This is a genomic window from Segatella copri (assembly GCF_019249655.2).
Lineage (GTDB): Bacteria > Bacteroidota > Bacteroidia > Bacteroidales > Bacteroidaceae > Prevotella.
This window is the reverse complement of sequence record NZ_CP137557.1, coordinates 3,550,238-3,565,403: the sequence shown is the minus strand read 5'-3', so window position 1 is coordinate 3,565,403 and position 15,166 is coordinate 3,550,238. Positions and strand designations below refer to the sequence as shown.

14 protein-coding genes and 1 pseudogene are annotated in these 15,166 nt (G+C 42.2%); 12 read left to right on the top strand and 3 right to left on the bottom strand.

What is annotated here, in order from left to right:
* Window positions 1–438 precede the first annotated feature (438 nt).
* The gene (locus tag KUA49_RS14640) at window positions 439–2,919 is read right to left on the bottom strand and encodes a hypothetical protein (protein WP_218413582.1); all 2,481 of its coding nucleotides are present in this window, start codon (window positions 2,917–2,919) and stop codon (window positions 439–441) included.
* Window positions 2,920–3,207: 288 nt separating this feature from the next.
* Entirely contained in the window at window positions 3,208–4,794 is a 1,587-nt protein-coding gene (locus KUA49_RS14635) for a hypothetical protein (RefSeq protein ID WP_218413583.1), read from the bottom strand.
* Between the two features lie 844 nt (window positions 4,795–5,638).
* On the opposite strand from KUA49_RS14635, the gene KUA49_RS14630 reads away from it, so the two are divergent.
* From KUA49_RS14630 to KUA49_RS14575, 12 genes and pseudogenes are all read left to right on the top strand, one after another.
* On the top strand, window positions 5,639–6,709 hold the full coding sequence (locus KUA49_RS14630) for a site-specific integrase (RefSeq protein ID WP_318331631.1): 1,071 nt from the start codon (window positions 5,639–5,641) through the stop codon (window positions 6,707–6,709).
* 436 nt (window positions 6,710–7,145) lie between these two features.
* On the top strand, window positions 7,146–7,355 hold the full coding sequence (locus KUA49_RS14625) for a helix-turn-helix domain-containing protein (protein WP_044072484.1): 210 nt from the start codon (window positions 7,146–7,148) through the stop codon (window positions 7,353–7,355).
* A gap of 215 nt (window positions 7,356–7,570) precedes the next feature.
* Window positions 7,571–8,278, top strand: a complete 708-nt coding sequence (locus KUA49_RS14620; protein WP_118141874.1) for an immunoglobulin-like domain-containing protein — start codon at window positions 7,571–7,573, stop codon at window positions 8,276–8,278.
* 295 nt (window positions 8,279–8,573) lie between these two features.
* On the top strand, window positions 8,574–9,167 hold the full coding sequence (locus KUA49_RS14615) for an imm11 family protein (protein ID WP_147347306.1): 594 nt from the start codon (window positions 8,574–8,576) through the stop codon (window positions 9,165–9,167).
* A 78-nt stretch (window positions 9,168–9,245) separates the two neighbouring features.
* Complete coding sequence (locus KUA49_RS14610; RefSeq protein ID WP_118142058.1) at window positions 9,246–9,458, top strand: helix-turn-helix domain-containing protein; 213 nt, start codon at window positions 9,246–9,248, stop codon at window positions 9,456–9,458.
* A gap of 13 nt (window positions 9,459–9,471) precedes the next feature.
* Window positions 9,472–9,660 (top strand): annotated as a pseudogene (locus KUA49_RS14605) (type I restriction-modification system subunit M N-terminal domain-containing protein); the annotation flags it as partial.
* Window positions 9,661–9,759: 99 nt separating this feature from the next.
* Complete coding sequence (locus KUA49_RS14600) at window positions 9,760–10,155, top strand: hypothetical protein (protein ID WP_256624922.1); 396 nt, start codon at window positions 9,760–9,762, stop codon at window positions 10,153–10,155.
* 4 nt (window positions 10,156–10,159) lie between these two features.
* Window positions 10,160–10,849, top strand: coding sequence for a hypothetical protein (locus KUA49_RS14595; protein ID WP_218413437.1), 690 nt, complete (start codon window positions 10,160–10,162; stop codon window positions 10,847–10,849).
* An 18-nt stretch (window positions 10,850–10,867) separates the two neighbouring features.
* Window positions 10,868–12,076, top strand: coding sequence for a DKNYY domain-containing protein (locus KUA49_RS14590; protein WP_218413436.1), 1,209 nt, complete (start codon window positions 10,868–10,870; stop codon window positions 12,074–12,076).
* A 2-nt stretch (window positions 12,077–12,078) separates the two neighbouring features.
* Window positions 12,079–12,636 (top strand): hypothetical protein, encoded by a 558-nt coding sequence (locus KUA49_RS14585; RefSeq protein WP_218413435.1) that lies wholly within the window; start codon window positions 12,079–12,081, stop codon window positions 12,634–12,636.
* 181 nt (window positions 12,637–12,817) lie between these two features.
* On the top strand, window positions 12,818–13,390 hold the full coding sequence (locus tag KUA49_RS14580; RefSeq protein WP_118141960.1) for a hypothetical protein: 573 nt from the start codon (window positions 12,818–12,820) through the stop codon (window positions 13,388–13,390).
* Window positions 13,391–14,354: 964 nt separating this feature from the next.
* Window positions 14,355–14,969 carry a hypothetical protein gene (locus KUA49_RS14575; protein WP_147347297.1) on the top strand — a complete coding sequence of 205 codons (615 nt, stop codon included), beginning with the start codon at window positions 14,355–14,357 and terminating at the stop codon, window positions 14,967–14,969.
* A gap of 57 nt (window positions 14,970–15,026) precedes the next feature.
* Here the strand turns inward: KUA49_RS14575 and KUA49_RS14570 are convergent, their stop codons facing one another.
* On the bottom strand, window positions 15,027–15,155 hold the full coding sequence (locus KUA49_RS14570; RefSeq protein ID WP_256624921.1) for a hypothetical protein: 129 nt from the start codon (window positions 15,153–15,155) through the stop codon (window positions 15,027–15,029).
* Window positions 15,156–15,166: the final 11 nt, after the last annotated feature.

Sequence of the window (15,166 nt, the reverse complement as noted above, 5' to 3'; positions counted from 1 at the left end):
AGCGAGCTTGTTGCTTGCTGCGCCAACTGTTGCAGCGAATGCTACTACTGCTGCGAATGCAATTCCTAATACTAACATAACTTTTCCTTTCTTTACTTTAAATTAAACATTATCCTTTATATTAACAATCTTTCAACGTTACCCTGCTTCTCCAATCTTTCACCTTATCTAATACCTTCGTTTATCCTATCTAATACCTTCGTTATCCTTACTCTAACAATCTTTCTTCCTTATAACCAATACTTTATGTTACCTGAACTAACAATCTTTTATCCTTCTTTCTTAATTCCGGTGCAAAGATACAAACTTTTGTGTTCGCACACAAATATTTTAGAAGAAAAGTTTCAGAAACCCCCGATTTCTTGATAAAGGTCAAGTACCTTTACATTCTCGTTACAAAATCAGACACGGATTACACGGATCCGTGCCTAATCTATTCTACGCTGCCATTCCCGGCGTTCCATAATGCCCATACTTGCCTATGAACTTAGCCGTCTTCGAGAAGGTGCCATCCTCGTTCTTCACGATGAAACCACGCTTCTTCCAGTTGCACAGCAAGATGGCAAGTTTCGTCTTCGTGCCGTGAATCTGACACACACGCTGAATCTCCACCTTATCAAAGGTATCGTGAACATAGAGCAGAAGATTGCTCACACCCGTAGCATGATAAACCATACGGCTGTCGGCATCTATCGCCTCCTGCATCTGATTGCCGAAGAAACGCATCTTGCACCACAAATCATACTTCACGCTCCACTCTATGAAATCCTCTATCGACTTCTCCCACTTCTCGCCATTAGCCAGATAAAGCACCATCGCACGGCGGAAACCATTTGCCAAACCACGCTTGGCAAACTCGGCGTATGGCTTGTTGTAAGCCAGCTGAGCCGTCTCCATAATCTCATTCTCCAGTCGCTCGATGAGCAGTCGCGCCTTCTTGCAATCCTTGAAACCGCTGGTGCCGTTGAGATGATGAATGTAAGGAGCCAGCTGCGCCTTGAACAGGGCATCATACTCGCCTACCACCGGACGCGGAGCGAAATCGGGACGGATGATAGTGGCTAGCGACAAGCGGCTCACGGCGCCATCAGCCACCTCTCTTACCGAGAAGAACTTCTGGGTAACGGCGATGGTGCTCGAAGCATTCCAGTTGAAACGGGTCTTCACCTGCGCCGTAACGCTCTTTACGCCTACACGCTCCTGACCATCCAGCGAGCAATCCCAGCAGCAGCGAATCAGCTGACTAGGGTCGTTGAACTTCTTGAGCATATCCACCTCGTCCATCTTGCAGTAGAGGAAGCCGTCGCCAGCCTTCTGCACATCGTCGAGACGCTGGATGTAGGCAGCACGGGTAAGGTCGGGCGAAACGATTCGGATGCAGATATCCTCCGGGCGCACCGGCTTTTTCTTGTTGTCGCCCATGGTGCTCACCTCATCCTTCCAATCCTGCTCCTTCTGGCGGTTCACCTTATCCATCTGCACCAGGTCGTCGATGATGCAGTCGATAGCCCCATTCACCAGCGATTTGCCCGAAGACATCGCTGCCACCAGCAGATTCATCATTGCCGGCTCGTGCACCTGGTTATCGGTGTATCTGAAGCTTACGCCCTTGAGGTGAGCGGCAAGCGGAGGGAACACCGCCATTGCCACGGCTGGCTTGAAATCAGCAGGCACCTTGCTGGTGAGCAGCTTCACGAGCTTAGGCAGCTTGGCAGGCATCTGAGGGGGAACATCGGCGTAGATTCCCGCCTTCTCGGTGACCTGCTTGGCGAGATAATTCTTGCGGGCAATCTCCACCGCCTGCTTCACGAGCTGCGGCATTTCCGTGGATTGAGCCACCTTGCAGGCATTCTCCACAGAGGCGAACGCCTTCGCCTCGTCTTCGCCGAAGATTTCGATAACCTGCTTTATCCAAGCCACCTCGCTATTGCAGATGTATCTGAGCAGGCAGGCTTCACGATAGATGAAGTTATTGCGGTTGCCATGGGCAGGAGCACCGCCCATCAGCTCCACCAGCGCCTTGGTAATCTCCTCATAAGGAACTCCATCGTAGGTTTGCTCATACTGCGCAGCATTGGCTGCCTTTCTCGCCTTCTCCTCCTCGCTCTCGATGGGTTGGAAATCTACGGTTGGAGCAGATGATGATGAAATATCCAGCGGACGGCCGTCAATATCCAATCCTCTCTTTCTATAAGCCTCACGATATTCTGCCACGGCCTCCTCGTCCAGGCGCTTGTACCAGTCGTCGGCAGTATAGATTTGGCTGGTTGCATCGGTGATGAAGATGATGCGCTCGGGAGTAACGCAGCTAGGGTCTTCGGTGGCATGAATGAGCTTGCAGAAGGCACTCTGCGCCTCGGCGATGGTCATTCCCACCGGGATACGGATATCGATGTGCGCCTTGTTGCGAGCCGAACGTTCCACGTGAAGCACTTTCCCCTTCCAAAGCTCGATGTCATCGGCAGAGAAAATCTTCTCTCTGAAAAGCTTCTCCTCTGCATCATCAAACATCCCGTTCAGCAGCAGGGCATTCTTCACGGCCACCTCTACCTCCTCCGGGTTGTCGATGTCAACGGTGGTTTGGAAGGTAAAGGCCTCAGGGTCGATGGTCTTCTGGGCACGATGGTCGTCGATGAAATGGAAGTAGTGAGGCGAACGGAACGGCAACTGCTTCTTCAGGAAGCCCACCTGCTTATCCAGCTGCTTGTAGGCATCGCCCGCCTTCATCTCCTCCTGCTTGGCGGTAAGGTCGCGAATCTGCCCTACGAGCTGGGCGAGCCAAGGCTGCTTGGTAAGCTCGGTGTAGTAATCGAGAAGATAAGTAGAAATCTTACCCATGTTCGCATTGCGATTAGGGTTCATGGCGATGAGACGGCTGCTCATCTGCTTGCACTCATCAAAGGATAATAACTGTTTCATAGTTCTTTCTTTTTTTTATTTTGTTTGAAAGTTAATAGGCAGATTGTTTCCAAAACTGCCGCTCTCCATTTTGAAAAGCGATGCAAAGGTAACAAAAAAGAAAGTAACTCCATTATTATACCTCTGCCAGCGGATGGTGTATAAAAATATGGGGGAAGAGGGATAAAAGTTTTTAGATTAAGGGATAAAGAGAGGTATAAAACATGATAAAAGCAAGAAAAAAGAAAAAGAACGAGGAAGAAACAAAAAAAACGTTGGCAACAGATTTCTATCCATTGCCAACGTCCCTTATTTCTTAAGCCAATCATCTAAAATAATACCCTTCTTAAAGGCTTCTTCCCTCAAGATTCCCATAAAAATATCAACAATCTCACAATAACGATTGAATTTTGCTTCCTGCGTATTGACAAGCTCTTCCTGCTGCAGACATTTCCATTCCAATGCCTTATGGTTAGAAAAGGGAGCGACTCCTGCTTGCCTCAAATCATCCCTACCGCAGAGAGGAGCTTTCGGACCGGATATTTTTTTGCCTTCAAATAGCTCTTCCAAGAAAGTACAGAACGACTGAGGAGAATTGGATGGGAGTAGTTCCCAATCGCCCATCAGGCGGAAAACAGGATACCAATAGACCTTTTTTGAAAGAAACATGCCATAATATCCCCTCTTCTGATAAACAGCAATCTTCAAGACTGCCTTTTTCACCAATTCCCTGAGTTCCTCCTTATGCTCTCCAATCGCAGGTTTCTTCCCCACTGTCTTCATCGCCAGCAACGATTCCTCATTGCCGTGCTTGCCCCACTGCTTCACATCCTTCACCCTGCCGTTCATGATCATCAGGATGATGCCCGAGAGCAGCTGCTGCATCTTGCGTCTCGGCACCCGCTTGTAGAACACCTGACGGAGAAAATCAACGGGGTCTGCCTTGAACGTGCGATAGAGATTGAAGGGGAATGCCTCCAGCTGCTGCTCTATCTGGTCGAGTTGGTCGCGATAGTCGTAGGTGCCCGTCTGGCGGGCGAGGATTTCGGTGGGCGTATCCACGAAGAAGCATAGCGCCGCCTTCTCGCGATAAGAGGAACTGGTGATGAAGCCCATCTCCGTGAGCAGTTCTTCTCTGAATTTCTGCACCTCCTCATCCTTCACCAGGGCAAGCTTCTTGAGGAGTCGGTTTCGGGCTTGGGTGGTTTCCCGGGAATAGTCGTTGCGCTGGTTCTCCAGGAATTTACGCAGACGCTTCTTGGCTTCCAACAGGAAATTGCCCAATTCACTTTCGAGATCTTCTATCTCCGAAGAAGCCAATGGTTCCAGGAACGAAGTCTTCTGGTTCGCATCGAACGCATCTTTTTGGTTCGATTCGAGGGAATTCTTTCTGTTCTCCTCGAGGGAATTCTGAATACGGATGATGTGCCCTATCAAATCTTCGAGCATTCGGGTGCTGGCACTGAATCGGGCCAGCTTATCGATGGTAAGGATAGGACCCGTGTAGTGCCAGTCGTCATACTCCCTATCATCATACATCTTGCTTCGTGCCAGTTCCAGCTCTTCATCGGTTGCCTTTATCATGGCCTCCACCTTCAGGTAAAGTCCCGACTTGTCGTTCTCGCCCTTGCTGCCCCATCCCACGCAGGTGGTTCGCAAGCTTACATCATGCGATGCGATGATGGCAGCTCTCACATCTTCCGATTCCAATGCTCCCACGAATCCCACGGCAACATCGTCTTCATCATAAGCTCTTACGGCAATTAAGTCGCAGACATTATCGTCGTCGGGCACCAGACAGATGGTTTTGCCCAGTGCTTGCTTGGCGTACTCCACCTCGTGATTCTTCACATCGCTATGGGTAAGCCCTACTATATGAAATTTCAGTTTATTCATCTGCTTCTTTTTATTTTTGATTCTTTGATTTCATGATTCTTTGATTTCTTGATTCTTTAGAATCTCGATTCTTTGTTGTTGATAAGTTGAAGGCAAAAGTACGGATTAAAATCGATACCACCAAGCATTCTTGCAAAAAAGTTTAGTTTTAGTTAAAAGTTGATAGTTGAAAGTTTATAGAGGGTTAACAGGGTTAACAGTTAACAGCCGTTTTTCCCTACTCCCTCTTGCGTACATTATTATATTTAAATATATATATACTTCTTTTTATGTTGGGGGGTATACATTTTCAGCTGTTAACTGTTAACTCTGTTAACCCTGCTGCGCTGTTGGTTTCTCTGAAAGCTTCTTTGACAGCTCCTCTGTTGGCTCCTCTGAAGGGATAATAGATGCCTCGCTTTGATCTTCATTGATAACCGGAGGGCGTCATCATAGATGGCAAGGAATGCTGCAGAACGAAGACCGAAAGCCAGCAATATGTTCCCTTAAGGAACTACGAGTTTCAGTTAAGAAACTATGATTTTCCCTTAAGGAAACTATGAGTTAGTTTTTTTAACATAAAGCTCTAAAGCAGCCAAAGGAGAATAAGAGAGGTTGGAACGTAAACAGTTGGGAATGAGTAGATTTGCACAAAGTTGCCAAATCAGCATAAAGCAAGCGAGTGAGGAATATTGAAGTAGTTCAGTTACTAAATCGTGAGCCACAGTTACCTATGCAAAGCAGGTAACAATGCGGAAAGGCAACTTTGTGCATCAACGGATTTTATTGCGCTGATTCTCAATGTTTTGCGTATCAAGGAACGCTTACAAAATGATTATATTTGCACACTCAAAATGTAAGCGTTATGAAAATCGAAAAATTCAAGGTGTTGCTCTACCTAAAAAAGAGCGGAATGGACAAGAATGGAAAAGCTCCCATCATGGGACGCATCACGGTGAACAGGACTATGGCGCAGTTCTCCTGCAAGTTGTCTTGCACTCCATCGCTTTGGAATCCCCGTGCCAGCCGATTGGAGGGCAAGAGCAAGGAAGCCGTGGAGACCAACAAGGACATCGGGCAGTTGTTGCTTTCCATCCAAAAGGCTTTCGATGTGCTTGTGGAAAAGAGAACGGACTTCGAGGCTAAGGATGTCAAGGAGGCTTTGCAGGGCAGCGTCAAGACACAGACCACCCTTCTCTCCTTCGTGGACGAGCATATCAGTGAACTCAGCACCCATGAGGGCATCGATATGTCGAAGAGCAGTGTCTGGACTTACAGAAAGATTCGCAAGAATCTCGCTGAGTTCATCGGGGAGAAGTATAGGTTGACTGATTTGGCTTTCGGACAGCTGACCGAGCCTTTCATCAGTGACTTTCACCATTACTTGCTTGACGAGAAAGGCTTTTCATCAGGAACCATCACCATCTATGTGTCGCTCTTCAAGAAGATGTGCCGCATCGCCTTTGAGCGAGGCTTGTGCAAGAACCTGCTGTTCGCCCATTATCGGGTTGGCACTCCAAGGGTTACGACACCCAAGGCTCTCAGCATGTCTGATTTCATAAAAATCCGTGATGTGGAACTGCCCGAAGACAAGCCGAGACTATCCGTTAGCCGTGACCTGTTTCTTTTCGCCTGCTATGCAGGAACAGCCTTCATAGACACCGTTTCCATCACGAAAGCCAATGTCAAGGTGTTGGAGGATGGCGACAAATGGCTCATCTATAACCGCAAGAAGACCGGAACACTTGCCAGGGTGAAACTCCTGCCCGAGGCGTTGGAGCTGATGGCGAAATACGAGGATGGGGCAAGAGATACCCTTTTCCCATTGCTGAGCACGAATCGTGTTCGTATCGATCTCATCACCATCTGCAAGTTGGCGGAAACGAGCAAGACCTATTCCTACCACGTGGCGAGTCACAGCAAAATCTTTTATTAATTGAATATCAACGAGTTAAGTGCTTTGAAGAATGTAACTGCTAACGATTTAGAAACGAGCTATATTCTTTTTCTTTCACAACTTTGCAATATACAAAGAACGCTTTGATTTCGAGTGCAAAGTTAAATCTAATTTCTGAAAAACAACATTTTATGCTGTGATTTTACAAAATATTAAGATAAGTCTTTGCAAAGGTAAAAGAGTAGTTACCAACAGTAATTTTCATGTAACGTCATTTTAAGAGTCTGGCAAAAAGAACATATTCATAAACGCATATATGTATCTTGCCATGTTGGGAAATCAATTGCTTAGTTCCATTTTTGCAGATTATATTTCTATTTTGTCTAAATTACGACGGAATACAGCAGATTTTCAAGGGATTTGGATGGATTATCACGATAAAATATTATTTTTGTAGCGTAAAAACGATAAAAACATGAAGTTAAATCGCATAAGAGCAGTCTTAGAGGACAAAGGGATAAGCCAAACATGGCTTGCAAAGAAGTTAGGAAGGAGTTTCAGTACGGTCAATGCTTACGTATGCAACCGTTCTCAACCCAACCTTACCACACTTCTTGAAATTGCACAGTTCTTGTCTGTGGATATGAAAGAACTTATCACGGACAAAAAGGAACGCAATGATTGAAGAGATTATGAGAGACAAAATAATATCATAACATCATTTTGTGGATAAACTAAATATAATATTTGTAAAATAAATTGAACTTTTCTCATAAGAAAAGAAATATACTATAAGAGTTCATATCTCTCTACATGTTAAATTATTAATTGCTGATAACTATGAGACTGAAGCCAAAACTCCTCAATGCAATAATATTAGGATTGACAATGTTCCTTTCAATGCAAACAGCTTTTGCTGCTTGCAAACAGTCATTTGCCGCTCAACAAAAGAAGGTAGCGACCATTAGCAAAAAGAGAGTTGTCAAGAGCAAGAAGAGAACCTATCGCAAGGCTTCGGCGCGTAAATATTCGCATAGGGAACTGAACGCCATTATGCGGATACTTGAGCGGAAGTTCCTGTCGGAAGACAAGACCCCGGCCTTGCGAAATGTTGTTGGATTTGGAATGGGATCCAACTCCATTGATGTTGCGCTCCGTTGGAACACGAAGGAGAAGCAGCTGGAGTTTCGTAGGCAGATTTACAACTCGCCCGCCATCAGGTTTGAGGGCAAGTTGGACCCTATCATCGACAACAGGGAAGGCGTGAGCACCTACCAAGGCATCTCCCTCAAGGCGGAGAAGCCTTCCTATCCATTGGGCACCACGGAAATCAGATTCACGATTACCAACCATAGTGGCGAGGAATTTGTGTATGGCGAAGCATATAGCATCACAGTCCAAGGAGCGGATGGCAATTGGTTTGTTGTGCCCACCGATTGCTCGTTCACGGCCATCGGTCATGTTTTAAGCGATGGTCAAAGCGGCACCATCACGGCCCATCTTTTTCCCGATATTCTGCCAAACAAGCCAGGCGTCTATCGCTTCTTCTACGAAGATAACATAGATGACAATAAGGTGCTGCTTATGGCAACCTTTGAGTTGAAGTAAATAAAAAGAATTGTTGCTTATGAAAATACTCTTCAGTTTATTGGCATTTTGTTTATTTGCCTCATGCGTCCATTCTCAAGAAGCGCTGGACACGGTAAGTGTGCATGTACAGTATCGTGCATTATATAAACACACACATGAGCAAAAGGAAGCGTACGATGATATAAATCTGTTGGATATAGGGAGACATTCATCTCGGTTTTATAGCCAACGATTTGAGCATTTTCTGCATCAGCGCGACTCTGTTAATACGGAGTAATCCAAAAATGTTAAACAAATCTTGGTGGAATAGATAATGAAATATTTTTTAATGGGATTGAAACATTTTAAGAATGTTGCAATTGCATGTGCTCCAGACAATGTCGGTTTAGCGCATGAGTTAATCGGTGCTCTAAGAGAATCAGAGGTAATGCCATTTGATTTTACTCTTAAAGCTTTAACGGTAAAAAGTGATGGAATACATTATTCTAATGATTTCTCACGTGTAGAAACTATCTGGTTGGATTACCAACCAAATAGTTTAGCATGGCCTTTGTTCTCAGAAAAATTAAAAAATTTAATTAAAAAGATGTTGACAGGAAAAGAAGGTCTTAAGTGGATTTCATGCAATATTTGTTGTGGAAAAGAAACCAGAACATACCATATACCACATTTTATTGAGGAATTGGACGTGTTAAATAAGGATAAATGCTTCTATTCTAATAATGGTGGTTTAATAAAACCAGCATATTCCTCTTTGAAAATAAAAGATTACAGTATATTTCCAAAACCAGCAATGAATGATTTATGGCAAATAACTGCAGCTATATGTATTTCAGACAAAGTAAAAAACGCTTTAATGAAGGCTAATATTTCGAATATTGCTTATGAAGCAGTTTCTGTATATTAAGAGTGCGCATTATTTTCTAAAAATGTGTACTTTTTTTTAAGTTGTCTAAATTACGACAGAACACAGATGTTCAATGATATGAAGTTAAATCGCATAAGAGTTGTTTTAGCGGACAAAGGGATAAGCCAAACATGGCTTGCAAAGAAGTTGGGAAGAAGTTTCAGTACGGTCAATGCCTATGTGTGCAATCGTACCCAACCCAACCTTACAACGCTTCTTGAAATTGCACAGATATTGTCTGTGGATATGAAGGAACTTATCTCAGACGCGAAAGAACGTAGTACTAAATAAAAGACAAGACATAATGGAACAGTCACAATATAACTTTTTGTTCTCGTTCATCTGGAACATAGCCAATGATGTACTTGTGAACGCTTTCAACAAAGGCGATTACAAGAAGGTCATTCTGCCTATGTTGGTGTTGCACCGCATTGACGTGCTGCTTGAACCGACAAAGGATGCAGTTATACAGATGAAAGAACAACCTGACAACAAGAGCTTCCAGAATGCCATCAATGAAAGAGTTTTCCAACAAGTGTATAGCAAAGTATCACAAGGACTATAAAACAAGAAAGAAATGAGCAAGACTATTATGAAATATTTATTGGCTTTATGCCTTATTTGTAATGTTGGCAATGCGTTTGCACAACATCGTTATTATTGCGAGGTAAAGGGTATTGAGAAAGACCTTTCTTCTGGTTTGAAAATAATCTTCGACTTCGGGACAAAGGCTTCATATAATATTTGGGGAGACCTCAGCCGCAAATTGAAATTTGTGGATGAAAATGGCGAAGAAATCAAGTTTAACAGCATGGTAGATGCAGCAAATTATATGGTTGACAAGGGGTGGAACTTCCAACAAGCTTACTCTTCTGCCTATGGCGGAAAACCTGTGATACATTGGATTTTCTACAAAGATGCAGATAATATGGATAAAGCCAGAGAAGGTATTATGACCAAGACGGAATATCAGAAACTAAAGAAGTGAAGCTATGACAGAAGAAGAAAAGAAAACGTTGGTTGATGCGGTGAATTGCAAGTATCCACATCAGAACCTAACGGAGATTTACTACAATATAGGTAGAGCATTGCCTTTTACTGCCCAAAGATTCCCTGACGGAAGAGTTTCAGACTGGTATCGTAATCAGTATGTGGAGGTTGTACGAGTAGAACCACATGGAAGAGGTGGTAAGTTTGGAAATGTATTTGGTTTTTATTACCGTAATGGTGAAAGAGCTGATGCTTATGAGAATGACCCAGAACACAGTTGGTGTACAAAGGATGATACCGAACCGCAACCAATACCATGTTGTGGATGTGGCTCATGGATGTTGTTGGACATCATAGGTGAGAAGACTACAGAATCAGTTAAGGTTCTCGGTCTTGATGACAAGATTGGCTTTGGTAAATATAAGGATATGACTTTGAAAGAGGTTATTGTTAAAGATTGGCAATATGTCAAATGGGCAATTATTGACTCCCAACACTTCTATACCGATGTTGATAAGGTATTGGAATATCATATGGAGAATAGACCAACACTTGGTCCTAACGATATAATGAGCTTCGGGAAATACAAGGGAAAGTCCATTGAGGAGGTTTGCAAAACAGACCGACAATACCTTATATGGCTTTCACAAAACAACGATTCTTTCAATCTTGATTGGGAGAAATTCAAGTAATCAAATTATAATGTAGCTATGAAGGGATTTATGTTAATATTTTGCTCCCTGCTTATAACATTCGGAGCAACTGCACAAAGTAAGTTAGGTTCGCAAACTCCTAAGAAATCTATATTCATTACATCAATACTTTTGGTATTGATGATCCTAGTTTCTTGTTCTGTCGGATATAAAAACGATGGTAAGGAGGTAACATGGCATACGTGGAATGAAGGAAGCGGTCATACTTCAAGGCATGTTGATGCAGACCCAAAGACTTTTGAAAAACTGAATGATGATTATGGTCGAGACAAGAAACACGCATTCTACGAGGGCGATATTATCAATGGTGCCGATGGCGGCTCGTTCCGTGTGCTTACCAAATCGTATGCAGCAGACAATACGCATGTATATGTTTCCGGTGAATTGATAGAAAAGGCGGATCCGGCAACATTCAAAGTGCATTCCTACTATTTTGCAGAAGATGCCAACGATTTTTATTGGGATGGGAAAGCATTGAACGTAAGAGATAAATCGACATTCAAAATCTTAGGCAGTTCAGATTCTTGGGAAACTCATTGGGCAAAAGACAAATACAATGGATACTACCTTGCAGGAGGTGTGATTACAGATATCGATTACGAGACTTTCCACCCGATTGAAGCAGAGATTCCGCTCCAATCAGGAGACTATGCCGCTGACAAGCACAAAGTGTTTTTCAGGGACAGGGAGGTTCCCGGTGCTGACCCTGCGACGTTCAAGGAAGTGGACTTCTATATAGGGCAAGACAAGCACAGGGCTTACAATAAAGGGATTCCAACCCAAATAAAAGATTATTCCAAACTCACCGAAGTAGGCCGTTTGATGTATTCCGACGGAACGAATATCTACGATTCCCATTTTAATATCCTTCCTGAAGCCGATGTCGCGACTTTCGAGCATATTTCCGACAACTGGTACAAGGATAAATCGCATGTCTGGTGGAGTTCCCAATTAGTTGCCGGGGCAAATCCCGAAACTTTCCAGCCTGTGCCCGCGGGAGGTTTCGGGGGAGATTTCAACTATGGGAAAGATGACAAACATGTGTTTTGGAACGACTCCATCATTCAAGGTGCTGACCCCGGAAGTTTTGAGAAGATGACATTCCCGGACGGCGACAGTTGGACGGTGTTCGACCGCAACCGAATATATGAAGGCAAGGATTCTCCCAAACTGCGTGAATATCTGAAAAAGAAATATGGAAAATGAGTATGGAAATCATGCTGCGCTATATAGTCGGAATCGCTATTGCTTATGGCATAGGCAAATGGATATATCAGTCGATACGTTCACGGTCGATTGACTATTTTTTATTGGCGATTATCGCGCTTATGGGTGCAGTTTTATGGCTTTCAAGAGGGTTTCTTATCTCCAACCGTGTATATGATTTCTTGATGATTGTCGTATGGCTTGTTGCTGTCGGTTGTTTTATCATTTCCCGAAAATCCCAATATGGCAAGTATTTGAAATTTGCTACTGTTGGCGGTCTTTCTACTTTTCTTGTGCTTTTTGTCTATTGGAATGTAAAAGCGGAGTCTATCAAACCGATAACATTGACAACTCAGCTGAGGGGATATTCAACAAATAGAATAGTTGAGGTATGTTTCCGTTATAACGAAACTCCATTTAGGAGAAGTTACAATCTCAACCAATACCCAAATGTAAAGCTACTCCCTGAACAGTACGATGTAAGGCTGACAATCAAACCTATCTCGGCCAATGTTGCCAAACTTGAATCAATAACGCTAATTCCAAAAAACAGAAAATGAAGCAGTGGTAGAAAATTCGGGGGTTACATCTTTTAAACAAGCGTTTCTGATACAGCGTTAAGCCAATCAGATTATTTCTATTTTGTGTTCAGTCGCATATATAGAGAGATGCGACTGAACACATAAGAGAATCACTTGAGCTAAAACCAATTGAATATGATAATGTATTAAACTTCGCATTATGAAAAAAATTATTATAGCAACTCTTATAATTTGCGTTGTGTTTTGTATGTTGTTATCACACAAAGAATACCGAAATTACAAGATAACGAACATTACACTTTCTGAGATTGTTATCAAAGATTCTCTTTTGAATTTGAGAAAGGGAAATAGATATTTCCTATTAGAATTCATGGTAGACTATTGCAATAGTTCTTTAACTTTTATGGGAGGAGGTATAGAACCTGGTTTGAATGGTACAATTGAGTCAATTAAATCTATGAAAATAATAGATTCCAATGGCAATGATATATCCTCGTTGTTTCATAATCTTACAATTGAGGACAATGATTTATGGCTCGACGATTACTTAGTTTTTTCTAAAAATTATAATATTGATTCTTTGGTAAATAGCATAAATCATCGAGATAGAAATGAAATTGGACAAAGAATTACTATTCCACGCTTATTCGTGATTGATTCTACTTCTGTAATCCCAGACTCTATTATTCTAAATTTTGGAACACATTCTATCATTAGTAATGTCAAATATAAAAAAAATAAGCCTTTTGTTTTAAGTACAAGTGATAGATAGAAATATAAAACTACGTCACAATATTAGACGCACCTTTGGCGGAAAAGCATGTATGACTTGAACATGCGTGTCGCCAAATAATCCCTGCTTGGTGAGACAATAGAAAAACATTGATAGACATATTATTGTGCGTTTTCTGATTAATACTGCAATTCAATGCAATAAATTCAATATCCAGTCGTTCTTTAGTTATAACATAAAAGTAAAACAATATGAACTATATTTGTGTTTGAGGAATATTAGCGTCTATAACAGGAATTGCAATAATGTTTTCAGTTATTAAGCACAAAAAGTCGGTAAGTGCCGTAAAATATGGCACTTACTTGATTTTTTCAATTTTGATGATATGCTTAGGGATAACAACCATCTTATTTAAAAGATATGATAGTATTTGTGCAATATTCTATGGTATTACTTTCCTAAATATTACATACAAAGACAGGCGTAATTTCCCACCGAGTTTTACAATAAACTATATAAATTATCTTCAAGGATATATTGTTGGTTTTGTGTCTATAATGTATGGTTTGTTTAGAATTTTTGAATAGTAAGAAGAATGGAAATATTAAAGATTTATTGAAGCGGAATTCCTCCTAATCAGCCTTTCCAGATAAAGCCTTTGTATTGCGCCCAACCAAAGTAGGACAATGGCTTTTCCTTTGTGGGCAGCAGTCTTCGGCTTCATTTCCTGTTACGCTTCGCTTCATCTGCACCTTTTTGGTGAAAACAACCTGAATCAGAGGAAGACCTCCTCGAACACCGCACCGACGGCACCGATGTCTTCGATACTCTCTATATCGGCTGCGAGAAGTTCCCACAGCACGATTTGTATCCAATTGCTATTGGTGGAGTGAGATAAGCAATATTTTACGTTAATAAGTCTTTAAACATTTGGAATTTCTGAAAATAAATGCTATTTTTGCAGATCAAATAATAATTTATACCTAATAAAACGAGAATGAATATGAAGAAGATTTTAACAATGCTATTTGCCCTGTTGTTTGCATTTACAATGCAAGCACAGAACATCAAGTTGACACTGAACAATGGTCAAACAGTGAGTGGAAACACTAAATCTTTGTTTATGTACGACAACGGAAGTGAAATCCGTGTTAAAGATAAAAAGAATGGTGAGCATAAAGATTACAAATCGTCTGAGATAAAAGAAGTAAAGTATTTCGACGAGAAAGGAAAAGAATGGATTACATTCGTTCCTCTGATGGCGCAAAAAACTATGCCGAGCGTTTGGGTCAAAAGTCCAAAACCATACAAAGAACCAGTATTTATGATTCCTTTATATGAGGGAAAGAGAGCTACTGCATATATGCATCCAATTACCACTCAGACCAATACCAAGAATTTACATATAACTGGAAGTGGCTGCATTTATTATTTTAAGGTTAAGGGTGAGGATGTCGCCAGAGCCTTTTGGATGTCATCTGCCATTGGTGTGAAAGCAATGTTGAAAATTGTCTTCAAAGACTTTCCTGAAATGAAACCCATTATTAAGGAGCTTGACACAGACAAGTTTTATGAAGATCCGACTATGCTCATAAAGATGTTTGACGAGGCGAAATAATGTACTTTACAAATTTCTTTAGAAAAATATAATGAAGCGGAACACCGCCTAATTCCCCTAAGCCTTTGTCTTGCGCCCAACCAACGTAGGACAATGGCTTTTCCTTTGTGGGCAGCAGCCATCGGCTTCACCTCCTGTTACGCTTCGCATCTTCTGCACCTTTCGGGTGAAAACAACCTGAATCAAAAGAAGACCTT